The organism is Vibrio sp. L85, assembly GCF_963871815.1.
Classification (GTDB): Bacteria; Pseudomonadota; Gammaproteobacteria; order Enterobacterales; family Vibrionaceae; genus Vibrio; species Vibrio harveyi.
Genome location: NZ_CAWMYL010000168.1, coordinates 1 through 23,764, shown reverse-complemented (window position 1 = coordinate 23,764; position 23,764 = coordinate 1). Strand labels below are relative to the sequence as shown.

Sequence of the window (23,764 nt, the reverse complement as noted above, 5' to 3'; positions counted from 1 at the left end):
ACATAAACCAAGTCATGGAACGGCGATAGCAAACACACAAGAGTTATGCGTAAGTTGGCTTGTCTGGCGATGGTTTTCGCCTCTACTTCTTCTTATTCCAGTACGGTTCAAAAACAACTTCAAAAAGAGTTCGATTATAACTTTGCATCCAGCATTGTGCTTTCTGACAGCGACGTTTTCACGTTTGGATTTTCAAACTTCGACCCTAATGAGTTCCTTAACCTTGATGATGAATTGTTGGGTGACAGTGAATCCGTCGATTTACGAAAAAAAGTCTCTGTGATGTCTTTGCCATTCAGTGTTCCCGTTAACCATTATCGTTATTCTCCTTATCAAACTAAGGTAAATGGAAGGGGGTATTTACTGTCTGCTCAACAAAAAATATCCGCATTTGAGTCGAGTACACCCGACGAAATGGATGAGTTGACTTTTGGTGGCTACTTAGAAGTCGAACAGGAAGCGTATCTCAACCGAAATGTAACGTTAAGCGCGGCGGCAGGTACACACGTCATGTATTACCAAAATAATTATGCGTACCGGAGTGATACATTAGAAGACTATAGAGACCAGATTGATGGTGTTTATGTCAACACGAACTCTGTTGCTATGGTTGGTGAACTTAACGCGACTGTAAAATACAGCCCTTACGGTCATTTTGGACAGTGGTACTTTTGGTCCTCACCGCACTATTTCAATGGTTTTGGCATCAATCTAGGGAACGGAGATGATGCTATTAATCCCGAAGGTTGGTACTGGGTCAATGGCGTGAAAGTCTTCCATCGGTTGGCTATTTGGCAAAATATGGTTCAATCGTTTTATACCAGTTTTAATCGTGTAGACATTGGTGGAGACACGAAAAAGCCGTTAAACACAGACCACTACTACGAAGCAAGTATGGGCTGGTTGATGACTCCTCCAGTCAAAATTCCGTTTGTCGTTAACATCGGTGTGGGGATGAGCCTGAACTATGGTAGTGCATTCAAGGGGGGAAGCTTGGTGCTTTTCTTCAACCAAGCATAATGTCCGTACATTGATGTCATACGGATTAAGCGTGGCAGAACCTAACGCAGTTTCTGCCTGCTTTTTTCGCCTTGTACAAGGCGTCATCCGCTAACTTAATAACATCAGCAGGATTGCGAGCACTGCGGCTGTCTGCCACACCAAAACTTGCCGTTACTGACACGGTTTTCTTCTTCGGATCGGTATTACCACGTTTTTTACGACCTTGTTTGTTATCTTCAGGACGGTTGTCTTGATCGCGTAGAATCATTTCATATTGTGCAATCAGTTCGCGAACTTCTTCCACATGCGTTTCGCAATCTTCGGTGTACTTGCCTTTGAAAACGATCGTGAACTCTTCTCCACCAAAGCGGTATACCTTGGCGCCGCCCTGGGTTTTCATTAGGCGAGAAGCCACCATCTTCAATACATCATCACCAGTATCATGCCCATAGGTGTCATTGAATTTCTTAAAATGATCCACATCGAGCATCGCAATGGTGAACTTTCGCCCCATATGTTTTAAGTCTAAATCTAATGCACGACGACTTGGGATGAGCGTCAGGCTGTCAGTAAATGCCAGCTGATGACTTGCTGATGTTGAATAGATGATGATCAACAATCCAGTTAGCGTGAACATGGTGCTAGATATGTATTGAACATCGAAGAAAATAAACGTTGCTGATGCCAGAACCATTGCAGAATAGGTCATTGCATGGATGATCTTGTTCTTCTTAAGCACCAAGATTCCAAGAAAGCAAACAATGCCAATGCAGTAAAGCACCAAGACCAAAGGAAGCTTGGAGATACTCGGTACGATAAACAAGATACCATTAGTCCACTGTTCAAAGCCGCCTTCGACGTAATACGTCAATGTTACGTAAGACCAAAACACAAACAGGATCAACATCAACATGTACGTTAGGGTTGCTCGTGAATCGAAGCCTTCTTTATTGAAGAGAAAAACAGCTAAGAAAGACACAGGAAGCAAACTTGCGAGGATGGTAAGCTCTAAAAGAGCTGTGCCAGTTTGAAGTGGTACTTGTAAGCGGTGCTGAATCACAAAATAAGCGAGGAGCATCGCGATACACACCATGGACTCGCGACCTTGCTTGAACGAGTAACACATTAGTAGTGCACAGCCGAGCAAAATATACGGCAAGTTTGCAGCGATTCCCCAGTTCGACTGAGTCATCTGAATAATGCTATCCATACCCACGCTGACCATACCCAATAACAAAATTGGGAATAGAAACCTAAAGCCTGGGGAGGTCATTAAAGATGAAGCCATCTACTACAAATTACCTTCAAATAGTTGAATATATCTAATGAGTTACATTAAGCATTCAATTAATACCGCGTGTGAACAGTATAAATTCACATGCTTTCAAAACTAACAAGAATACGTATATTTAGGAAATTTCCAAGCATTTTACAGTCAATGCTTACAAAAAGAGAGAGGTTGATTAAATTAAGAGCAATCAACAAGTTGCATGTAACTTGTGGGTGCTATACTTTCAAAGTGTTGAACAAAGGAGAAAATCGATGCAGATCAGTTCAGACGTACACAATTACATGGAAACTTTGGTAGGACAGGTGCTTGCTTCAGAGCAGTATATCGATGAGTTTGACAATGAGCAGCTCGCCGATATTGCCTGTCTCGCGCTTATACAGTTAAAACCGGTTTATATTCGACACGACATCGATTTTCTTTCTGCACTTCCTGAGCGAAAGCTGGCTCAGTTTAAGCAAAGTGTTGATATCGCAGTCCAAAATGCAGCGGCAATGATCCTAGAAGACAGACGCAAAAATCGTAACAATGATGTGCCTGTAATTTTGTCCCATACCAGTTATGATGAAGACAAAGAACTGGATTGGTTCGAAAAACCGATCCTCAACGTCAACATAAAATAATCGATGTTCATTAGTATCTAAGAGAAGGTACAGATAGTGGGCATCCCCAAGGAGGAACCGTGGGATTCTTTTCACGCTTGTTCGGTGGCAGTGAAAAAGCTGCTGAAGTAAAAACGGTTGAACCAGTTGAGTACAAAGGGTACCTAATCTATCAAGAAAGCCTTTCAGAAGGCGGTCAGTACCGTATTGCTGGACGTATCGAAAAAGACTTTGATGGCGAAGTGAAGTCACATCGTTTTATCCGTTCTGATTTATTGGGTTCAGAGCAAGACGCCAATGAACTGATGCTCAAAAAATCGCAGATGTTTATTGACCAAATGGGTGAAAAGATCTTCGATTAAGAATTCACTGCAACTTGATACGAATCATCTTAAAGAGAGCCATTAGTGTATATGCTGATGGCTCTCTTTCTTTTTTAGGCTTAAATATCTGTTAAATAAGCAGTTAGAGTGTGTCTGGTTAGGCCTCTGCTTAGTCATGCTAATCGTTGTTATTTTTCAGCGCGAAGTGGAGAATTATTCATTCCGTGGCGTTATATGTAATGAAATTTAGTATTTTTATTACAAAACACTTGAAGTCACGATTGACGTTAGATAAAAACAGAATAATAACAGGGCTGTTAGTCAAGATGTGACTATGCAAGTGGGTGACCCCAAACACCATCATTCGTTTGCATTTATCTTGCGTCGTAAACAGATAGAAATAAAAAAGAATTAGAGTAGAGCTACGCTCTGTTTTGGGACTAATTATTGATATGTATACAAGGAGTATGCGTTTTGCAAATCGGTGTACCTAGAGAAATACTCGCAGGTGAATCGCGAGTAGCTGCATCACCAAAGTCGGTTGAGCAGTTAATTAAGTTGGGGTTCGATGTCGCTATCGAATCTCAAGCGGGGGTGCTAGCCAGTTTCGACGATGCAGCTTATGAAGCCGCAGGGGCGAAAATTGTATCTAGTGAAGAAGTATGGACATCAGGCTTAATCCTTAAAGTCAATGCGCCGCTCGTGGATGAAGAGAAAGGCATCGACGAAATCGCATTACTACAAGATGGTGCAACACTAGTAAGCTTCATCTGGCCTGCTCAAAATGCAGAGTTAATGGAACAACTTTCTAGCAAGAACATTAACGTTCTGGCAATGGACGCCGTTCCTCGTATCTCTCGTGCGCAAGCATTAGACGCACTTTCTTCTATGGCTAATATTGCCGGCTATCGTGCAGTGGTTGAAGCTGCACATGAGTTTGGTCGATTCTTTACTGGTCAAATTACGGCAGCAGGTAAAGTTCCACCAGCGAAAGTGTTGGTTGCAGGTGCCGGTGTTGCGGGTCTTGCAGCGATCGGCGCTGCTGGTAGTCTTGGTGCTATCGTTCGTTCTTTTGACGTTCGTCCTGAAGTAAAAGAGCAAGTTGAATCGATGGGTGCAGAGTTCCTGACTGTAGACTTCAAAGAAGACTCGGGCTCAGGCGACGGCTACGCGAAAGAAATGTCAGATGAGTTCAACAAAAAAGCGGCTGAGCTGTACGCAGAGCAAGCTAAAGACGTTGATATCATCATCACCACCGCACTAATTCCGGGTAGACCGGCTCCGACGCTAATCACCAAAGATATGGTGGATAGTATGAAAGCCGGTAGCGTTATCGTTGACCTTGCAGCAGCAAACGGCGGTAACTGTGAATACACTGTAAAAGATCAAGTCATCACAACGGCTAACGGCGTGAAAATCGTTGGTTACACCGATATGGTAGGTCGACTGCCAACGCAATCTTCTCAGCTATACGCCACCAACCTTGTAAACCTTCTAAAGCTGCTGTGCAAAGAGAAAGATGGCAACATCAACATTGATTTTGAAGATGTTGTTCTTCGCGGTGTCACTGTAGTGAAAGAAGGCGAGGTTACTTGGCCTGCACCACCGATTCAGGTGTCTGCGCAGCCACAAGCTAAACCACAAGAACCTGTTAAGCCACAACCTAAAGTTGAAGAACCAACGTCTCCGGTTAAGAAGTTTGGTGCACTGGCAGTAGGCGTTGGTGCGTTTGCGTGGGTAGCGTCTGTCGCTCCAGCAGCTTTCCTGTCTCACTTCACCGTGTTTGTGTTGGCGTGTGTGGTAGGTTACTACGTAGTGTGGAACGTAACACATGCTCTGCATACTCCTCTAATGTCTGTAACGAACGCGATTTCGGGCATTATCGTAGTAGGTGCACTGCTACAAATCGGTCAGGGTAATGGCGTTGTTACCTTCCTATCATTCATTGCTGTTCTCATTGCAAGCATTAACATCTTTGGTGGCTTTACCGTGACCAAACGTATGCTTGAAATGTTCCGCAAAGATAAATAATAGGAGTAACCAATGTCTGCAGGATTAGTACAAGCGGCATACATCATTGCTGCGCTATTTTTCATCTTGAGTCTCGCGGGACTTTCTAAACAAGAATCGGCAAGAAACGGTAACTACTACGGTATTGCGGGTATGGCGATCGCGCTTATCGCGACGATCTTCAGCCCAAATGCGGAAGGTTTTGCGTGGATCATTATTGCAATGGTGATCGGTGGTGGTATCGGTATCCACTACGCGAAGAAAGTAGAAATGACTGAAATGCCAGAACTGGTTGCGATTCTACACAGCTTTGTAGGTATGGCAGCAGTACTTGTTGGCTTTAACAGCTACTTAGAGCCACCAGCACCAGTTTCAACTGACCTTGCTGGTATGCACGCTGAACACGTGATTCACCTTGTTGAAGTATTCCTTGGTGTATTCATCGGTGCAGTGACCTTTACCGGTTCTATCGTAGCGTTTGGTAAACTGCGTGGCATCATCTCATCATCGCCACTTAACTTGCCTCACAAGCACAAAATGAACCTTGCGGCGATCGTCGTTTCTACGCTTCTTATGATTTACTTCGTAAAAGCTGACGGCAGCATGTTCGCATTGATCATCATGACGCTAATAGCGTTTGCATTCGGCTACCATTTGGTTGCATCGATTGGTGGTGCAGATATGCCAGTAGTCGTTTCAATGCTGAACTCATACTCAGGTTGGGCAGCAGCAGCGGCTGGTTTCATGCTAGCAAACGATCTTCTGATCGTGACTGGTGCACTGGTTGGTTCTTCAGGCGCCATCCTGTCTTACATCATGTGTAAAGCAATGAACCGCTCATTCGTGAGTGTAATTGCAGGCGGCTTTGGTCAAGAAGTTGTGATGTCCAGTGATGAAGAGCAGGGCGAGCATCGTGAAACGTCTGCTGAAGAAGTTGCAGAAATGCTGAAGAACTCAAAATCAGTGATCATCACTCCGGGATACGGTATGGCAGTAGCTCAAGCGCAATACCCTGTTCACGAGATTACTGAAACGCTACGCGCTCAAGGAATCGAAGTTCGCTTTGGTATTCACCCAGTAGCGGGTCGCCTACCTGGCCACATGAACGTACTGCTAGCGGAAGCTAAAGTTCCTTACGATATCGTGCTAGAAATGGACGAGATCAACGATGACTTCCCAGAAACAGATACGGTTCTTGTTATCGGCGCGAACGATACAGTTAACCCAGCAGCACTAGAAGATCCAAATAGCCCAATTGCAGGTATGCCTGTATTGGAAGTTTGGAACGCGCAAAACGTAGTCGTATTCAAGCGTTCAATGAATACTGGCTATGCAGGTGTTCAGAACCCATTGTTCTTTAAAGAAAACACCTCAATGCTATTCGGTGATGCGAAAGAAAGTGTCGAGGCGATTTTCAAAGCACTTTAAAATAAGTTGCTTTAAAACTAATCAAGGTCAGCATTCGCTGGCCTTTTTTTGTGCTCTTTCAATGTTATAGTACTGCAAATCCTTAAGCCGTCTAATGTCATTTGCTTGTTTATTGATGTATAGTTCTGGCTAATATAACAAGTAACGGTAACAGTTTGATTAAACAGTTTTTGCTCCGTTCTGCTCTAATGCTGCCACTTTTTTCGGCACCCGCATTTGCAGATTCATTACCAGAACGAATAGATACATTTACAGAGCTATTTAATTATGAAGTGGCCCTTAAATCGTATGATATACGCATACTGCAATCTAACTACCCAACTAAGTTGCTTTCTCCGGATTCAATGCTGCCACAAACCGCAGATTACCCGCTGAAAGACATCCAGCAGTTGTACCGTTTGGCGAACACATGTCGCGGAAAATTACCGTTAAGCCCTTTAATTACTGAACCTTTGGTGTTTACGCGTGCCATATGTAAAGGGACGCAGCTTACACCACGTTGGTTTTCTCGAAGCGGTCTGATCCACCCAGGTGGTGGTACATACGCAGCGCGTTATGCGGAAAAGTATCCTGAGCTACGTAACAAACTTGCTCAGTACATGCATATCAAAGAGAGAAGTAATGATGAAGGGGATGAACTGCTTTCTAGCCTGCAAAACATGGATGACGATGCAATTAATGCACTCATCGCTGGCGCAAGTATGTTCATTGAAGGCAAAGAACTGTGGCTTCGCCGTGGAGACCATTATTTTGTATTCGCTAAAAACGTATGGCAGGAGAACGTTGCAAACGCCGGTCTGTCTTACGGTTTAGCATCAGAAAGCCGAAGTTGCTTCGTAAAACGTGGCAACATTTGTTGGGATGTGGAAGATCACTCGCAAGTGTTGCGGATCAGTATGATCATCCTCGTCATCGCCAACATTTTGTTGGTGATCGGTTGGGCGGTATATCGTTGGAATAGCAAGCGTGAAGAAATGCGCAGCCGTATGTTGGTTCTGCAAATTTTAACGCACGAACTGAGAACGCCGATCGCATCATTGTCGCTAACTGTAGAAGGGTTTCGTCGAGAGTTTGAACACCTTCCGGAAAGTGTCTACGATGAATTCCGTCGATTGTGTGAAGATACGCGCCGATTACGCCAGTTAGCAGAAGCAAGTAAAGATTATTTGCAATCTGATAACCAAATGCTTGCAACAGACTGGGTTCCATCCGTTGCAGAATGGCTAGAATATAAGATTGAAGAAGAATTTGATAACGCTGTACTTTTCAAAATTAATGAAGATGTAGCTGCTAAAGTTAACGTGTATTGGCTCGGGACCTGTATCGATAACTTGCTGCGTAACGCATTGAAGTATGGCGAAGCACCGGTAGAACTTCGTGTTGAAACCAGTGCAGAAAAAATCATTATCCAAGTCATAGATGCCGGCAGCTTGACTGCAAAAGATTGGGCAAACCTAAGAAAACCGTTTGTTAGTAAGAGCGGACTAGGGCTTGGATTAACAATAGTTGAATCAATGGTAGGCCGCATGGGCGGAAAAATGTCCCTAATGGGACCACCTACAACCTTTATATTGGAGATACCTTGTGAAACAGACACTGCTTCTCGTTGAGGACGATAAAAACTTGGCTGACGGCCTGTTAGTAAGCCTGGAACAAGCAGGATATGAGTGTTTACATGTGGAGCGTATTTCAGACGTTGAGCCACAATGGAAAAAGGCTGACTTAGTCATTCTCGATCGCCAACTGCCTGATGGTGATTCGGTACAATCACTTCCTGAATGGAAAAAAATTAAAGATGTCCCAGTTATTCTGCTGACTGCACTGGTGACAGTTAAAGATAAAGTTGCGGGTCTTGACTCTGGCGCGAACGATTACTTAACAAAACCGTTTGCTGAAGCGGAGCTATTTGCACGCATTCGTGCACAGTTGCGTGCACCAGATTCAGCAGAACAAGGTAATGCCGATAAAGTCATGACTAAAGACCTAGAAATCGACCGTGCAACACGCGAAGTCGTTTTCAAAGGGGAGATGATCACTTTGACTCGTACCGAGTTTGACTTGCTACTGTTCTTAGCATCAAACCTAGGTCGTGTCTTTACTCGTGATGAGCTACTTGACCATGTATGGGGTTACAACCATTTCCCAACCACACGTACTGTAGACACACACGTACTGCAGCTTCGCCAGAAGTTACCAGGTCTTGAAATCGAAACGCTTCGCGGCGTTGGTTACAAGATGAAAGCGTAAGAACAAGAATGAAAACACTACTTCCTGTAGTTCTATCATTACTGTTAGTGAAACCAGTCCATGCAACGGACTGGTTTCAATCCAACACACCGCTGACACAAGCACACCAACATCTTTTAGAAGATGACCTCGGTGGCATGTTCAACTCTCTTGTCGAACTTTGGCAAAGTGAACCTAATAAAGAACTAAGACCACACCTTAATGACTTGCTTGCTCAATCACTATCAAAAGACTGTGGAAAATCTTTAACGGGAGTGACTCTACCGGAGTGGATAAGCGGGATTAACGTTATCCGTCAAACCATACAAAGCCCCGGGCGTGATACCTATCGCTTAGTCGTTAAGCTACGTGCAACAACCGACATCGATGACATTTCTTTTCGTCGTTGGGTTGATAGCTCAATCTCGGCGGATAGTTCTTTTAACTACGAAGAGCCACAACAAGGGACGGAATTAGCCAACGAACGTAACTTCCTCAAGCGCTATAACCTTACGGGTAAACTAGACGCTGGCTTATACCACCTATCTGTGACGACAAAAGACAAACGCACTTACAGAACTTGGGTCATATTAGGTGATTCAAATTCTTCACAATATGTTCGTTGGACCTCCAAAGAAAATTGGAAAGTAGAAAAGAGCGCGCTACGCAACCCACATTGTCCTCTACCACAACTTGAAGTCGGACTTTACGATTACGTTGAAGGGCAGTATGAACAAGTGTGGAAAAAAACGTATGAGTCGAACTATCCAAACTCATTAGAGTTAGAGGGAATACCAAACGATCGCTATGTTTTAGCTGTAAGTATCAACAGTCGTCGTTGGCAAGGTGACATTATTGTTGAGCAAGCTCAAACTATTAGCCGAACCTATGATGTTTCTCTCGAAGAATAGCTAAAGAAATTACATTTGTGCCGATATAAGTTCAGGAAGAACGAAAACACAAGTGTAGTATGAAGACACAATTCAAAATTTTAGCCACCACCATGACTGCAGCGCTGTTCTCCGGCGCTGCTTCTGCTGCAACTTACGCAATTGAAGCACGCAGTGATGCGATGGGTGGAGTGGGCACTGTATCTGCCTCTTACCTAACCGCGCCATTCTTTAACCCAGCACTTACCGCAATCTATCGTCGTAACGATGATGCAGGCATGATCGTGCCAAGTTTTGGTATAAATTATAACGACCAAAACGGTCTGATTGATGAAATCGAAAGAATCGGCAAACTTACAGATCCAGCAGAGATCGCAAAAGGTCTGAATGGCATCAACGGTCAAAAAATGGATTTCGATATCGGTGGTGTTGTTGCTGTTGGTATCCCTAACAAATTCCTATCTGCGACCGCTTACGGAAAGCTCTACACAGAATCCTTTGTTCAACCGGAAGTTAACGACGTTACGGACATCGACAAAAACTATGTTCGAGGCGTTTCAATCGGTGTAGCAGAGGCGGGGATCTCTTTAGCGAAATACGCTAACTTCATGAATCAACACTTGTCCTTTGGTATCACTCCAAAACTGCAGCGTATATACACTTACTCATACGCTACAAGTTTTGCGTCTTTCGATACCAAAGATCTTCGCGAAAATGAAACCGCAGAAACCATGTTTAACCTAGATGCCGGAGCGTTATGGTTCTTCGGTCCTTACCGATTAGGTATTTCAGCTAAAAACTTGATTGGTCGTGATGTGAAAACAAAAGCGTTTACGTTCACTCAGGGCGGAAATAATTACAACATCAATTCATATGAGTACAGCATGCGTCCGCTTTACACTGTGGGTGCAGGCTACGTAGCGGACTACTTTAGCTTCAGCGTTGACTACGATTTGAATGAAGAGAAAAAGTTTTCTACGTTCGATGACAACACTCAAATGATTCGTGCCGGTTTCGAAATCGATGTACTGCGTCAACTAGCTCTACGTGGCGGTTACATGAAAAACCTAGCGCGTTCAGATGACGAAGGCACAATTACTGCAGGTATCGGACTGTCACCGTTAAATCTAATCGAAGTAGATATCGCCGCACAGTACACTAACGAAGACGCAATGGGGGCTTCAATTAATTTCCTTGCGACCTACTAAGCGAATCGTTATAGTCAGCTCCTCACAATGAGGAGCTTTTTTTATGTTTGACGATTTACCACCTCTGTCCCACGAAGAGCAACAACAAGCTGTTGAGCGCATCCAAGAATTGATGACGAAAGGGACGAGCACAGCAGAAGCAATCAAGATTGTTGCAGAGCAGATTCGAGCCGAATACGCAGCAAAGCAACAAAGCTAAGAAAATTCCAAAGAGCAGGGCAATGACCCTGCTTTTTTGTATCTATCGAAAATCAAATCCTCCCGCAGCAATAGTCCCGCCAATCAATTAAAATTCGACGTTACCACGTCACTAAAAACAAGCGCAAAACAACTGTTACCACTAGAGTAATGAGTTGGTAAAATTTTACTAACTTTTATTAACCATCGCGCACTCAGGCTGGGGTGAATGTATGGCAATTACATAAAAACAAAGAAAACAAGCTACATTTCAATGAGTTACGAAAGAATAAATCTCCACAACGAACAATGCCAAACAACCATTGTGTAATTTAATTACAGACCAATTATTTGTGAATAATTTGGGTAGTGATTTATGCTGCAAAAATCTAAAAGAGACAGCGTCACAACAAATTTTCAGAACTTAGCTTTTGGATACCGGGCTATAAAAGAACAGTAAGCACTTGCGAACAAAATTTGATCGAGACACAAATTCCCGCCTTAAAATAAGGCGACATCAAAAAACAATCGGATTAGGGGTATGAAGAAATAAAATCTAAAGCAGTAGAATCGATGTAAATGATCTTCAAGTTACATCTATGCGTGTCTATGGAGGGGCAAGCGTTTTACTAAGTAGTTACCGCGTCACAACGAAAGACTGGAACAGAGCCAAGTGTAGATTCACGTTCTCGTCCAAATAGCCATAGTCGGTTACGACCATCTCTAAATTGTCACAAGGAACAGTGAAAACGGAATCAGGAAGAGATGAGACTAAGAAGTTTGAATTAGATTATTTCGAGAAAGGAATGTATTACCCGTCTAAGCATCATGTACAAACATTAAGCCAAAAAATTAAACCTTGCGACGAGCTTCAGACCTACACTAATGATGATTTACATACTGGCAATCGACTCGCTACCTTTGTCATGTCTATTGACCTAGACAGGCTTCAAGAAAGTTAAGTTTTACGTACCAATGATCAGTGAGAAGCCTATTAAAAAGCCGAACCCTTGGCGATGGGGTTCGGCTTTTTTGCATGAAGCAGAGAGAAAGTTAGAAGTTGTATTGCGAAATTTGAGTTGGGGTACCAATGTCAGTCATTGGTTGTGATGCTTTAATCGTGTTGATCTTCATTTGACCACGGTTGAACCAAAATTCAACTCGTTCACCATTGGTTAGCTTTAAGCGATAACGGGTCTCTAAGCGCTGAAAAGAGCCATTGCATTCAAAGTCCTCATATTGGATGTCTAACCCGACAACCTGATCTTGCTGATGACCATTGTTAAAATAGAAATGGTTCGTTTTGAAATCTGCCTGTTTTAATAAATCCAGCATCAATGCTAGCGAATCCGCTGTGAAAATAACCATACGATGGTTCTCCTACCTGTCTTGTCTTATTTATATTGTTTTATTTAGAGCTGCGAAAGAATATATAGGAGAGACTTATTGATGTATGTAAGGAATAGTAAGGAGCAGTAATCCTAAACGTATAATGATGGCACGTTGCTCACAAACACCAGACCAACGTATATCATTAGGCAAGTAACCAAGTGCTTTGATGACAAGAAGTTTTTCTGCCATCGGATTAACAGGCATCATGCCATCAAGCCAACGAACAACTGTTGGTTTAGTAACGTGAAAGTAATCAGTATAGATTTAAACTCGCGCCAAAAGAGTGTGCGGAATGATTCGTGAAACATGACAACAATCAGGTCGGTAACGAGGTTAGTAAACTCGGGGCTTGCGTTTAGAGTGTGGGACCGCAAGTCCGTCGGCGATCATCCATTCGTAATCAACATCGGTTAAAGCCTCAAAAGCAAACAATGTTGTTAATCTTAGGAGGACATTTTAACTATTGGTAAATAGTGACATTACAACTTTGCGCTTACACCTTCAGTGCGCATTATATCTGCTTATGTTTAATGCAGTTGCATATTCAATATTTATAATATGTTCCTCTTTTGAGGGACAATTCAATGAAGTATCACGAAATGACAAAAAACTATATTTTTCGTGAGTTTGAATGTGGTTTATCCGTCGAACAAGCTGCTGAACTTTGTTTAAAAACTGTGAGAACAGTCAAAGAATGGGATAAGGGAAAAAATATTCCACCGGAGTGCAAACGGTTAATGAGAATGACTAAGGGCAGGGAACTTAGTTCGTCTGAACAATGGGAACACTTTAAGATGCATCATGACAGGCTGGAACTGCCAACGGGCCAACTTGTTACAGCTCAACAAATTTTAACAGGGATTGCTTTACTTGAAATTGGAGCATTGACTGACTTAGAAGCGGCAGGGCGAGTATTAAAATACGCGAGAGCACTAAAGGAAATGATGTAAAAAAGGCTCCCGAAAAGGGAGCCTGAAAAGTCTAACTAACTATAAATTAATTTTGTGTAGGGCTATTAGCCTTTTCTTGATGGTTTTCAGACTGACTTGATGCTTTATTAATATTACCAAAATTAGTCTGATTTTGATTGGTTGGAATTACTTTACTCAAAGATTTTGAAACTTGTGCTACTTCTTTTATTTGTTGAATAATATCAGGAACATTACTCACATCAGCTTTTCGGTTATCCACAGGTCCGTAAAAGATCTTAACTAAGTCTGACTTTAACTTATTTCTCATCTCAGGTGGTACGTCATCAAGATAAGCTCCAATAGAACCTAGTTGAACCCCACGATTTCTGTATATAAGCTCTTGTCTACGATGATAAGCTGATTCCTTAAGTAAATAAACAGAAGGTGAACTAAAAAGGAGCACTGTCAAAAAGCGGAGGAAGTACCCAGAAATATCGGGTGGTAAAGTAAATACCAAACTAAGGGTTGACTTTCCAAAGTCAATAGAGACGAAAAACAAAAAAAACGCAATCATAGGGAGCCCCATGAGAATAAGTCCGTATTTTCGTAAATTATCAGCCTCATTACGTTGCTCATCAGCATGGGCAATATCTGATTTTGCTCTTCTAAATTCACTCAAAGAGCCAAGGACTTGGGTAAGTTTGTCTTTCTGATTTGCAAACTCACGAACTTCTTTTCTAATAGCAGACTCTAATTTTACGTTTAACTCATCTAATTGAGAATCAAATTCCTGCTGGCTATTTTTTAAATCTCGGTCATAGTCCTGCTTTAAAGTCTCTAATGAATGTAAGTTCTCTTGTAGCTTTGAGTCGACCTTATTAGTTATATCTATCGTAATTGAATTTATTTCACTAACCGTTTTGTTTTTTGCCTCAAAGATATCAGTTTTAGCTGTATTAATAAGTTCGTTATTTGTAATTTTCAAGTTGGAAATTGAATTCTGTAACTCAACATTTTCCTCTTGAAGTTTTGAGATAGATTGTGATGCGAGTGATAACATGCGATTTACGTCTAGTACAGATAAAGGAGCTAAATAAACGGCATGTGAACGAGTTAAAGTTAAGCACTCTATTACTTTCTCTTCTATGATGAGCCATGCTGAGAAGTCAAAACTTTCAAAACCGGATAGTTCATCTTCTACGTCATAATCGTACCAGACTTTAATTGAAATCAATGCATTTTCAACAGCTCTCAATTTTTCAAGTGTAATTAGCCGATCAGATACAGATTTATCTTCTAAAAACGCTTGCAAACTAGCTGACAATATTGAGAAAAAATGGGCTAATCTCTTGATCGAGCTCTTATTTGTCTCAGGAATTACAAACTCATGTATCGATTCATGTAAGTTGGTATAGTTAATTTTTAATGTGTATGTTGATGGTAAGATCTTGTACTGCTCAGACATTCAAAGAAACCAAGTAAAGTGAGTTAGTTAGCAAAGAGGTATTCTATACAATGGATAAATTTCGACAAAGATATAAAACACGTTGAACTGCATTTTGTGTAAATTCCTTGAGCTAAGTATATAAAATCTTAGAATTTCTCTCACAATACCGAGTGGGGAGTTGACTGTCAGGGTAATTTATAAATGAATTCAACATTGTTAGTGTAACGTTTCGATTGCTTAGGTGAGTATTCATTGACTCTTGGCTTACCGTTGAATAGAACAACATAAAAATCGCCCCATTTCCTTATGCCAATAACATAGTGATCCTCTGGAATCTTTATCCAAGTCTTACCATCATCAAAACTGTACTCAGTGAAACCAACCAACTTAACGCGTTGAAAGGAAGCACACTCAAAAGCGTTAACCATGCCTCGAATTTTACTGTATTTGTATCCGCCATCTCGCAATAAAGCTGGGACATCAACACGCTTCCCGTATATGTCTAAACCGTCAGAGTCGAGAAGGTGACCGACGTGGCTCTTTACATATCTAATCAGCATAAAACCACCAACACTGTATATACATACATACATCAGCAAGGATAGTCCTATTCGATAAACTAAAACTCCCGATACTAATACAAAAGTCGATAAGAGAAGCCTGTGATCTATTCAGCAGGTTCTACATGTGCAATTGATCTTATATGTGTTTTTTATGAGAATTTCCGCAAACAAAAACACATCAATACACACCCAAGAGAGAACAACTAGAAGATGAAATATAAATGCCTAATACTTGCACTTGCTGCCATTGCAAACCTTGCATATGGTCAGACATCAGCTTTTCACGACTACACACCAAGTAAGACTACGGGTCACACCACTAGCAACAACCAAGTTCTAGTCTCACTTCCGAACAACTACGATGCCTCTGACATACTAAAAGTCGAGATTAACGATTACAGCTATCTAAGCGTCCACTATTTGAATAAGACTACGGGACGAGAAGATGATGTTTGGTGTGCTAGATATACAGATTCCGGTCTAAAAAAAATGGATGCTGCGTTCAAGCCTGTCACAAGACCATTATGTGAAGCAGGTATAGCTGCATTCGAAAAAGCAGCACATTAAGTACCTGAGTACAGAGAACTCCGATAGTTGTGTGGAATTTACCCCCGTAATACAGATTCGGGGGTTTGACCTCCCGCGCACGTAGCGCAATCGTCCTAGCCCGTCCTCACTTGCTACGCGCTCTGGTCGGTAGGTCTCATCTGATACAGGAAAAGCCTTGCTCGACACTCGCAAAGCTTTGATGTTGATAGTTCAGTTTGTTCCAGTAGGTTGCAGCGCCTTTGATGTGGTGAGTCTCTGCAAGGCAGATTCTGGCAGGGCGAGGGGTGGTATTACCTATTTAGGCTTGGGCAGTTAGGGACACTCGCCAGTCTAAACAAGTGCCCAAGATCGACAGTGGTGGGTGGCTCGGTGCTTCGTCGTCGCTTCGCAACTCCTTATATCTCGGTGACTCCCTTCGGTCGGGGCGATGCCCATCCTTATTGCGTTAACTCTCGTAAGCTATCGAGCGCACCAACGTAGTCATTGATTGCTTCTGTATGCCTATACAGTTCGCCTCTAAGCTGTTCATTCTTACTACGTTCTGCAAGGTATAGCTCTTTGTACTTCAAAGCATCGTAACCACCTTTGAGCAGCGCTTTACTCATAGTTGATGTGCCCGTTTGCTCTTTGAGCTGTGAGAGCATTTCTGTGTGTTCCTGAGTATCTCGAATTGTAATTGCCATCATTTTACCTCTCTGCAGCAAGTTCCCTGGTTCGATTACGATGGCAAAATGGCATCGATAATCCTGGCACCGGTTCGTGTTTTGATAGCAAACGAACTCAGCCATAAATGGCTTTGCTCATCGCTATCTCAAACCGTAAAACAAATAGCCTACGCTCCTGAAGCTGCTCAAATGTCGGTGGTCCAACTAAAACGAACGCGCCAAGCGGGGAGTTATAGACCGCACGATTAAACCGTTCCGGTGTCATCTTCATTGTCCGTTTTCCTTATTCAGATAGTCAGACAGCATTCGAACACCACTACGAAAGAGGTCGTAAACGATGATGACTAAAATCGCGTTAAGCATCGAGAGATGGTCAAACAGTTCGATGATTTCGAGCAGTTGCCCATGGGTTACGTATTCGTTCATTAGCTTTCATCGCCTCCAAACAGCCCACCAACAGGCTTGAGCTCAATGTCTGATTTCTGGTTTTGCGCAATCTGCTCATAGGGTGAACACGTCACAAAGAAGTTAGATTCGCCGTCCGATAGCTTCACCAAGCAATCGTCGAGGTATTCCATCTGAACACCGACTTTCTTTAGGAACACATCATCAAGATAAGACACACCTCTAGGTGTGGTGATTTCGAAATGAACATTCACGTAAACCACCTTTTTCTTGTACCAGCGCTCAACCGCTGAGACATAGATACTTTCAGAATTCGATAGTGGGAACCAAGCTGGAACCGAGCCTACATCATAATAAGACCGACCATCGCAACCAACGCCCGAACAATCAGAACCACCAGAACCCACGACAGAATGAACCGCATGGTTTTGATTAGGGCGCGTTTGACGGTTTGAAGATGAAACAGCACCTTGCTGCGAAGTTTGATGAGCTGGCGTTCCTTGCGAAGATGTCTCCTCAGAACCAGAAAAAATACCAATAAGCGCATACGTTAAATATCCCATTGAAAGAATGAAGATAGCCACAGCGGCTAAGAACTTAGGGTTAAGAAAGATGTTCTTACCAAGCCCTGATTTAGTGATTTGCCCAGTCACCGTAGAGGCATAAAGCAAATGCACATCGAGAGGGACTTTTAGGTTGTAAACCACATCATCTTTACTTGGCACCGTGACAGTACGAAGCGGGTCATGCTCCAATATTCTTGGCTTGCGATTAGAAAAGAAGATCCCGTCTTTCCCTTTGTGTTGCTTTGCCAGCTCGGCGACGCCTTTTAACTCTTTAGGGATTTGAGCGAAGTCGGGTGTCAGTAATACAATGTCCCAGTTGTAGTGGCGATGCTCCATAAACGCGTTGTTGAAGTTCTCGGGATAGATGATGCGTCCTTGCTCATCAAAGCGGGTACGTTGACAGTCATCGACTTCACCACGGTCTAAACTGGATGTATCTACAGTAAGCCAGCGAGAGTGGAAGATTTCTGAAAATCCTTGCGGTAAGTGAGGCTCAAAGTCAGTAAAAGGGCGCTTGTGTATGTTCGCCATCTTGAAGCCAGCATTGGTGGAATAGATTTGCTGACACTCATCGATGAGGATAAAAGAGCCAATAGGTGCCCAGCAGAAAAAGTACTTCCAAAGCTCGAAGCCGTCAGGGTTTCGAGAGCTAATGCGGATAAGGCGAGCACTGTCAGGAAACTTCTCACCGAGTCTTTTCTCGATCACTTCTAAGGGCTGCATACCATGGATGTTGGTAATACAGACTCGACCTTCACGAAGTGCCGGAAGTAGGTCAAACCATACTGCGCATGCTGATTTGTAAGAGCCGCCATGACCGTATCGAAATGAAGTTGCCATGTTATCACCAGTTAAAGAAGCGCATGACAAGCGAAGCGGCGAACGAGTCAAAGATAACCCGCAAGCCAGACGTCACCCCGTACTGAGTCAGGATGTAACGCACGTCAGAGGGAAGGGAATTAAAGTTACTCTCAATCAAGGTATAGACGCCATAGTCTGCCAGTAGCGTCTGCGCGATCCTCAATGAAATCTGAATCGATGCGATTTTGATATCCAGCCAAATGGAGATGCACCACAGCGCACCATACTCGACACAATTAATGATCAGGTCAGGGATGTTTTGAATAAAGTCGAGCAGCGTTTGACCAACATTGGCAATGAACTCCAAAGCTGCGTAGATGTAATCCATGTTATTTACTCCTAGGACCAAACAAGATCCAAAGTGCTATCAAAGCGCAGATAAACAGCACCACTGGGCGAACGTAACCAGAGACCGAATCGAAACGTTGTAAACCCGATTCAACCGTGGTGCCTTTAACGGTGAATGACTTATCACTGAGTGAGCCGTTATTAAAATTGGTGCTGATAGAGACCAGACCTTTCACTTGGTCGACGTAATCTTGAATCGATTGACGCTTGTCGTGAATGGTTTCGTTTATCGATACGAAGTCATCTGAAGAGAAGATAACCTCGGCAACGTCCTCACCATTGGGTGAACCAAAGTTACCACCCGTAAGCAGTCCTTTGATGTCATCTAAATTGCCGTTCAAGTCGCCAACGGAAGCATCAAGTTCTTTGAGTCCTTTGACGGTTGCGTTGGTGTTCTTATTGACGGCGGTGGTGATGTCACCATTCGCTTGTTGGATGAGCGCTTTGGTGTTGTTGTAAATCTTGTTGTCGTTGATTTGCTGCTTTTGAATGGCTTGCGTGTTGCCGACCACCGAGGCTTTTAGGTCAATGACCGCATTGTTAATCTTGGCGTGGGATTCATTGACATCGACGTTTAAGTCATGAATGCCACTGTTCACGTCAGCATTAAGCCCTTTAATCGCGGAGAGAACTGCCGTGTCTGTTGAACCATCGGTGTCCGGGTCTTCCACATCTGGCTTGTCATTCACATCAGGAGGCGTCACCGTATTGGTGGAGTCATCGGGTAAGACGCTTGGGTCTTCGATGTCACCCGTAGGGTCATCAGGTTTATGTTCAGGGTCGTCAGGGTTATCAGGATCAAATGGCTCATCTGGACCATTCTTTCCCCAAAATAGTGTGCCGCCATCGCATTGTTTTCCAGTAAAGACAAACTGTGACGTGCAAGTCGTGTTTTGCGTAAACTCACCAGAATCCGCATCAGTACATACCGTCACTGAAACCGGAGGTCGACGCAGCTCACATCGAGTGGCACCGAAATCACCATAACAGGCGCCAGTCACTTCAGGACCATAAACATACGCTGACCAATGAAGCAGCTTTTGTTCATTGACAGATTGCTTGAATTGGCAAGCGTCCATACAAGAGCCGTCAGGGTTTTCACCAAACTCACATTGGGATTCACACAATCGGGTAGTCGGATTGTATTCCTGATTTTCAGGGCAGGTATCTTGAAACTCCCAGTTAAACCAAATCCGATGTTGAACCGAGTTACGAGTATAAATAACCGAAGCAGAAGGACCGATTTGGATAGAAATACAGTTGATGCCGTTAGGCAAAATCTTCCTAAGAGGAATGGTTTTATTACCCGAGGAATAACCGATATAAGAGCCCACACCGATGTTCGCACATTGGCGAGCAAGCGGCTCTTCAGCGCTGTTAACGAAGCTGGTTACCTTGGCATAAAAGACTTGGTTAGCATTTGCGTAAAAGGACAGCAAAAGTAACGGCAGGATGTGAAGTAGTTTTTTCATAGAACAACCAAGAAAAAAGGGAGCCGAAGCCCCCTGATTCACTGATTAGTGAGTATTGATGCCACTCACAAAGCCATGGAGAAATGCCCCCGCAAAAGCAACACCTAGAACGATAGCGAGAACATCCCCAAGTAAATTACCAGATATCGGAGGCATAGAGACGAACCGTTACTTACGAAGGAAGCCAACAATCATCGTTACACCAAAGCCCAGTGCCGCCATACCGATAAGACCTGCAACCGTCAACGATACGTTAGCTTGACCACTGGTTGTAGCCGCTGTGATGGCATCGGTGATGCCGTCAGCAAATGCAGGCGAAACCGACGCGACCATAAGCGCAGCACCCACCGCGACTTTCTTGTTTACCACGGCGCTTTTTACGTTATTTACAACAAGTTCTAGTTTTTTCATAAGAATTACCTTTTACTCATAAGGCGAACAACACGGCCTGACCAATGACCAACAATCATGTTGACCAAAAGCACGCCACTTACATATAAGAACAGGTCGCTATTGAAGGCGACAGGCTCTTGATATTGATTGAAGTCAGTGACCGACATCATCACGTAAGAACTACAGTGCTGAGTAGATTCTCCAGTGGCTTGAAGCCAACCACGACGAGTAACATCGACACAAATAGGCATGGATTAACCTTGCGCTTTCATTGAAGTTTCAAAGTGCTTCTTGATTTCTTGGTCGACGGGGATCAACTCCGTCACAATCGCACCGGCCAATGGGTCGTCTGGATTGATTTCCAAACGCAGCTCGTATTCACGGCGAGGAACAAGCGCACCAGTGCGTTCAAGGAGCAGGGCGTAAGTATGATCAATCATCAAAGGTTGATCCCATTGCGGGTTAACATCACCCGATTCGCCAATGGTGCGACGCTTGAATTTCTCCGAGTTAATTTCACGTAATGGACGTGACACGTTCAGTTGCGCACTGTCACCACGCGCTGAGTTCCAAGTGATGTCCATGCCTAGAACAAAAACAGATTTAGCCATTTGTTAAGTCTCCAATATGTGAGTCACCAACTTGCCGTAGGTATCGGGGAAGGTGAATTTCGTTCCATCACGGACAAGGGAACCGACCACGGTTTCAATGTCACCCTCATGGAATTCGATTAAAGAGTTGAGAATTTTCCCGTACTGACGACGCATCCAGTGAGCCGAAGCCAACAGGTCTAACGCCGCGCGTTTGGTCGGGACAGGTTTTGTATTGAATTTCTTTGCGGTAGAAATCGACGCCGAGAAGTCATTCAGTGCAGCGAATGCACCAGCTGGGTTGAGCAGAACGTCGATGTTCCATTTTTTAAGTTCGACCTCGGAGCGATACCAAACCAGTCCCGTGTTCGCGAGTTTCTGTTCAAGTGCCTTGTTGTAGACACGCCAGTAAATGCGAGAGGTACGAGAGCCAATCGAATATTGCTCTTTGGTGTAATCAGGACGACCATCGCGATAGCCAGCAATGGTATGGTCAACATGCAGCACTGGACTGCGACCGCGTTCAGCCGTTCGAAATGCATTGTCATTCCAGGCCGTGCGCGCGTATTCACAATCAAAAATCCCGTCGTAATCATCATAAGCGAGGTCAACACGCGCCAATGTTTGCACACCCAACACGTTAGTCAGCCAGTCATGCAGTGACCAAGGCGCGCGACGGGCAAAGACATGCTTGCAGCCTTTACCATTAATCTGAAAATGCACCGTGTCATTGTTGCCACCGATACCAACGAAACCGCAGAAGTCTTCGCCATTCGCTGAGGTAAGTTTCATGGATTCGGTGTAGAACTGAAAACCAAGCCCACGAGGCGCAGACAGCGACAAGCCCAACACTTGATTGGTGAAGATGCGTAGACATTCTTCTAAGTAGTTTCGGTAACAGATTTCAAAGGCGTCGTTGTACGCATTAATCTCATCTGCTGTCTTGGCAATGGTCGAATTAAACTGAGGTGGAGCAGGGAACTTAGGTGCCTTACAGTTACGCTGTAACAGTGATTTAGGCGCTAATCCTCGGTATTCCTCATGCTTATGCAGACGTTGAAGCGCGTTATGACAATGGCGTAAGTCCTTGACTGCAAATGTAAAACATAGGTAGTCAATATGAACCGATTGCTCATCGAACTTCTTGAGGATGTTAGTTGCAGTAGTCATCGAACACCCCTAAATCAACGCGCTCTTGGTAAGTTGTGTTGGTGATAGAAACCAACTCGTAAGATAGAAATTGAGACGAAGCCCAAGACTCAAGATGAGACATCGACTTAAGCAAATCCCATTCATCACAGCCTTTGACCAACACGGAAACCGTGTAATCAGGCAGCAAGTCGTAATAGATGATTTGAGCTTCGTTCATGGTTAACGCGCCTCAGTTGCCTGAGAAATAAGAAGACGTTTTGGCTCTTCTTTGATGAAAATACGGATGTCAGCGACTTCGTTAGGCGTTAACTTGCCATCGCTCAACAGCTCGTTTAGCAGCGGTTTTGCTGATGGATGTTCATCAACCCACGTTTGAACTTTGGCGTAAGACTCAGCCGTAGCGTCCATGTAATTGTTCTGATAAAACAAGAACGCCGCAGCGCATAAACCCGCGAGAAGAACTAAGAATGTAAATGAGTGATCACGTTCCATGGTTATCACTCCGAGAAAGAAATAGTGACGCCGTCACAGTTTTGAGTGAACAGATTTTTCATAGCAACACCTTGACCGTTGAGAGCGACCACCAAGGACAGACGAAAGCGTCAAGGGCGAACGCCCGTACCAAGGTGGTCAAATACACTGAGTAACCAAATTTGGTTATTAGCCTAATCACCAATTTTGGTTAGCACAAGACACCAAAAATGGTGATTGATAAGCTAAACTGGGAGAAATGGAGGAAATGGCATGTATCAGAATCAACTATTAGATGCCTACAAAAAGGCTCAAAGTTACGTACAAGATAAGCAAATTGCAGCGGATATGAACGTACCGCCGCAAAGAATCAGTGATTTTCGCAAAGGAAAGCGATACATGACTGATACACAAGCGATTTTTCTAGCTGAACAATCAGGATTAGACCCTGAGATTGCTTTGTTAGGTTGTCACGCTGATCGCAACGAGAACCCACAGATAAAAGCAGTATGGGAAGGCATAGCAAAAAAATATAACGGGCTTGGATTGGCAGGAATTTCAATGGCTTGTGGTGGCTTGGCTATGGTGATTTCGAGTCCGTCAGAACCACTATTACAGTGCGCATTATATGTGTTATGTTAAATAGAATATCAACGTACGCCAATTCTTTCTTCGTTTGGGCTCCTATCCCTCTCAGATTTTAAAATATGAGGCTTTTTATGATTGTCATTAAACATAACCGCGATTTACCATAAAATAGCTAATATGGATCTATCAATGTACGCCCCCGATAGTAATGTCCGGTTTGACCCATTTAGAAATGTC

The 23,764-nt window shown here is 43.5% G+C and carries 28 protein-coding genes and 1 pseudogene; 13 read left to right on the top strand and 16 right to left on the bottom strand.

The annotated features are described in order from the left end of the window. Positions 1-45: 45 nt before the first annotated feature. Positions 46-1,020, top strand: coding sequence for a Solitary outer membrane autotransporter beta-barrel domain (locus AACR11_RS16235; protein WP_029789333.1), 975 nt, complete (start codon positions 46-48; stop codon positions 1,018-1,020). Positions 1,021-1,045: 25 nt separating this feature from the next. On the opposite strand, the gene AACR11_RS16230 is transcribed toward AACR11_RS16235, so the two are convergent. After that, positions 1,046-2,290, bottom strand: coding sequence for a GGDEF domain-containing protein (locus AACR11_RS16230; RefSeq protein WP_009696667.1), 1,245 nt, complete (start codon positions 2,288-2,290; stop codon positions 1,046-1,048). Positions 2,291-2,544: 254 nt separating this feature from the next. Here AACR11_RS16230 and AACR11_RS16225 point away from each other — a divergent pair, with 254 nt between their 5' ends. The 9 genes from AACR11_RS16225 (at position 2,545) to AACR11_RS16185 (ending at position 11,176) form a co-directional block, all read left to right on the top strand. Further along, on the top strand, positions 2,545-2,913 hold the full coding sequence (locus AACR11_RS16225; RefSeq protein WP_005446871.1) for a late competence development ComFB family protein: 369 nt from the start codon (positions 2,545-2,547) through the stop codon (positions 2,911-2,913). A 59-nt stretch (positions 2,914-2,972) separates the two neighbouring features. After that, complete coding sequence (locus AACR11_RS16220; protein ID WP_005446863.1) at positions 2,973-3,254, top strand: HlyU family transcriptional regulator; 282 nt, start codon at positions 2,973-2,975, stop codon at positions 3,252-3,254. Between the two features lie 435 nt (positions 3,255-3,689). After that, entirely contained in the window at positions 3,690-5,246 is a 1,557-nt protein-coding gene (locus AACR11_RS16215; RefSeq protein ID WP_029789337.1) for a Re/Si-specific NAD(P)(+) transhydrogenase subunit alpha, read from the top strand. Between the two features lie 12 nt (positions 5,247-5,258). Then, on the top strand, positions 5,259-6,653 hold the full coding sequence (gene pntB / locus AACR11_RS16210; protein ID WP_029789338.1) for a Re/Si-specific NAD(P)(+) transhydrogenase subunit beta: 1,395 nt from the start codon (positions 5,259-5,261) through the stop codon (positions 6,651-6,653). 188 nt (positions 6,654-6,841) lie between these two features. Then, positions 6,842-8,263 carry a sensor histidine kinase VxrA gene (gene vxrA / locus AACR11_RS16205; protein WP_301182665.1) on the top strand — a complete coding sequence of 474 codons (1,422 nt, stop codon included), beginning with the start codon at positions 6,842-6,844 and terminating at the stop codon, positions 8,261-8,263. Then, positions 8,238-8,900, top strand: coding sequence for a response regulator transcription factor VxrB (vxrB, locus tag AACR11_RS16200; protein WP_005446851.1), 663 nt, complete (start codon positions 8,238-8,240; stop codon positions 8,898-8,900). Before vxrA ends, vxrB begins: the two co-directional genes overlap by 26 nt. A gap of 8 nt (positions 8,901-8,908) precedes the next feature. Continuing rightward, entirely contained in the window at positions 8,909-9,790 is an 882-nt protein-coding gene (locus tag AACR11_RS16195; protein ID WP_005446850.1) for a DUF2861 family protein, read from the top strand. A 59-nt stretch (positions 9,791-9,849) separates the two neighbouring features. Next, the gene (locus tag AACR11_RS16190) at positions 9,850-10,977 is read left to right on the top strand and encodes a conjugal transfer protein TraF (protein ID WP_005446848.1); all 1,128 of its coding nucleotides are present in this window, start codon (positions 9,850-9,852) and stop codon (positions 10,975-10,977) included. Between the two features lie 43 nt (positions 10,978-11,020). Beyond that, positions 11,021-11,176 carry a YoaH family protein gene (locus tag AACR11_RS16185; RefSeq protein ID WP_005446846.1) on the top strand — a complete coding sequence of 52 codons (156 nt, stop codon included), beginning with the start codon at positions 11,021-11,023 and terminating at the stop codon, positions 11,174-11,176. A gap of 1,031 nt (positions 11,177-12,207) precedes the next feature. Here the strand turns inward: AACR11_RS16185 and AACR11_RS16180 are convergent. Then, positions 12,208-12,522 carry a hypothetical protein gene (locus AACR11_RS16180; protein WP_005451803.1) on the bottom strand — a complete coding sequence of 105 codons (315 nt, stop codon included), beginning with the start codon at positions 12,520-12,522 and terminating at the stop codon, positions 12,208-12,210. A gap of 120 nt (positions 12,523-12,642) precedes the next feature. Beyond that, a pseudogene (locus AACR11_RS16175) lies at positions 12,643-12,854 on the bottom strand (hypothetical protein); the annotation flags it as partial. 276 nt (positions 12,855-13,130) lie between these two features. Here AACR11_RS16175 and AACR11_RS16170 point away from each other — a divergent pair. Beyond that, complete coding sequence (locus tag AACR11_RS16170; RefSeq protein ID WP_079324912.1) at positions 13,131-13,496, top strand: phage protein; 366 nt, start codon at positions 13,131-13,133, stop codon at positions 13,494-13,496. A gap of 46 nt (positions 13,497-13,542) precedes the next feature. Here AACR11_RS16170 and AACR11_RS16165 read toward each other — a convergent pair whose 3' ends face one another. Both AACR11_RS16165 and AACR11_RS16160 read right to left on the bottom strand, forming a co-directional pair. After that, positions 13,543-14,922, bottom strand: a complete 1,380-nt coding sequence (locus AACR11_RS16165) for a hypothetical protein (RefSeq protein WP_079324910.1) — start codon at positions 14,920-14,922, stop codon at positions 13,543-13,545. A 167-nt stretch (positions 14,923-15,089) separates the two neighbouring features. Beyond that, positions 15,090-15,464 (bottom strand): hypothetical protein, encoded by a 375-nt coding sequence (locus tag AACR11_RS16160; RefSeq protein WP_079324908.1) that lies wholly within the window; start codon positions 15,462-15,464, stop codon positions 15,090-15,092. A gap of 213 nt (positions 15,465-15,677) precedes the next feature. Here AACR11_RS16160 and AACR11_RS16155 point away from each other — a divergent pair, with 213 nt between their 5' ends. Then, positions 15,678-16,034 (top strand): hypothetical protein, encoded by a 357-nt coding sequence (locus AACR11_RS16155; RefSeq protein WP_079324906.1) that lies wholly within the window; start codon positions 15,678-15,680, stop codon positions 16,032-16,034. Between the two features lie 419 nt (positions 16,035-16,453). Here the strand turns inward: AACR11_RS16155 and AACR11_RS16150 are convergent, their stop codons facing one another. The 11 genes from AACR11_RS16150 to AACR11_RS16100 form a co-directional block, all read right to left on the bottom strand. Then, complete coding sequence (locus tag AACR11_RS16150; protein WP_079324940.1) at positions 16,454-16,699, bottom strand: hypothetical protein; 246 nt, start codon at positions 16,697-16,699, stop codon at positions 16,454-16,456. 249 nt (positions 16,700-16,948) lie between these two features. Then, positions 16,949-17,107 carry a hypothetical protein gene (locus tag AACR11_RS16145; protein WP_017190172.1) on the bottom strand — a complete coding sequence of 53 codons (159 nt, stop codon included), beginning with the start codon at positions 17,105-17,107 and terminating at the stop codon, positions 16,949-16,951. Further along, a complete protein-coding gene (locus AACR11_RS16140) occupies positions 17,107-18,492 on the bottom strand; it encodes a zonular occludens toxin domain-containing protein (RefSeq protein WP_079324904.1) in 1,386 nt (461 codons plus the stop codon). The genes AACR11_RS16145 and AACR11_RS16140 overlap by 1 nt, the downstream gene beginning before the upstream one ends. Positions 18,493-18,496: 4 nt before the next feature. After that, positions 18,497-18,841 (bottom strand): DUF2523 family protein, encoded by a 345-nt coding sequence (locus tag AACR11_RS16135; protein ID WP_005445753.1) that lies wholly within the window; start codon positions 18,839-18,841, stop codon positions 18,497-18,499. A 1-nt stretch (position 18,842) separates the two neighbouring features. Continuing rightward, positions 18,843-20,333: a hypothetical protein gene (locus AACR11_RS16130; protein ID WP_049536008.1), complete on the bottom strand. Its 1,491-nt coding sequence runs from the start codon at positions 20,331-20,333 to the stop codon at positions 18,843-18,845. Between the two features lie 168 nt (positions 20,334-20,501). Beyond that, positions 20,502-20,744: a hypothetical protein gene (locus tag AACR11_RS16125; protein WP_005445757.1), complete on the bottom strand. Its 243-nt coding sequence runs from the start codon at positions 20,742-20,744 to the stop codon at positions 20,502-20,504. Between the two features lie 5 nt (positions 20,745-20,749). After that, complete coding sequence (locus AACR11_RS16120; RefSeq protein ID WP_045487871.1) at positions 20,750-20,977, bottom strand: hypothetical protein; 228 nt, start codon at positions 20,975-20,977, stop codon at positions 20,750-20,752. 3 nt (positions 20,978-20,980) lie between these two features. Continuing rightward, positions 20,981-21,337: a DUF1293 family protein gene (locus AACR11_RS16115; RefSeq protein WP_017190168.1), complete on the bottom strand. Its 357-nt coding sequence runs from the start codon at positions 21,335-21,337 to the stop codon at positions 20,981-20,983. A 3-nt stretch (positions 21,338-21,340) separates the two neighbouring features. Next, positions 21,341-22,486 (bottom strand): replication initiation factor domain-containing protein, encoded by a 1,146-nt coding sequence (locus tag AACR11_RS16110; protein ID WP_005445761.1) that lies wholly within the window; start codon positions 22,484-22,486, stop codon positions 21,341-21,343. Beyond that, a complete protein-coding gene (locus AACR11_RS16105) occupies positions 22,470-22,685 on the bottom strand; it encodes a hypothetical protein (protein ID WP_009697828.1) in 216 nt (71 codons plus the stop codon). Before AACR11_RS16105 ends, AACR11_RS16110 begins: the two co-directional genes overlap by 17 nt. A 2-nt stretch (positions 22,686-22,687) precedes the next feature. Next, positions 22,688-22,960 carry a hypothetical protein gene (locus tag AACR11_RS16100; RefSeq protein ID WP_079324902.1) on the bottom strand — a complete coding sequence of 91 codons (273 nt, stop codon included), beginning with the start codon at positions 22,958-22,960 and terminating at the stop codon, positions 22,688-22,690. A gap of 252 nt (positions 22,961-23,212) precedes the next feature. Here AACR11_RS16100 and AACR11_RS16095 point away from each other — a divergent pair, with 252 nt between their 5' ends. Beyond that, a complete protein-coding gene (locus tag AACR11_RS16095) occupies positions 23,213-23,581 on the top strand; it encodes a DUF3693 domain-containing protein (RefSeq protein WP_049537369.1) in 369 nt (122 codons plus the stop codon). Positions 23,582-23,764 lie beyond the last annotated feature (183 nt).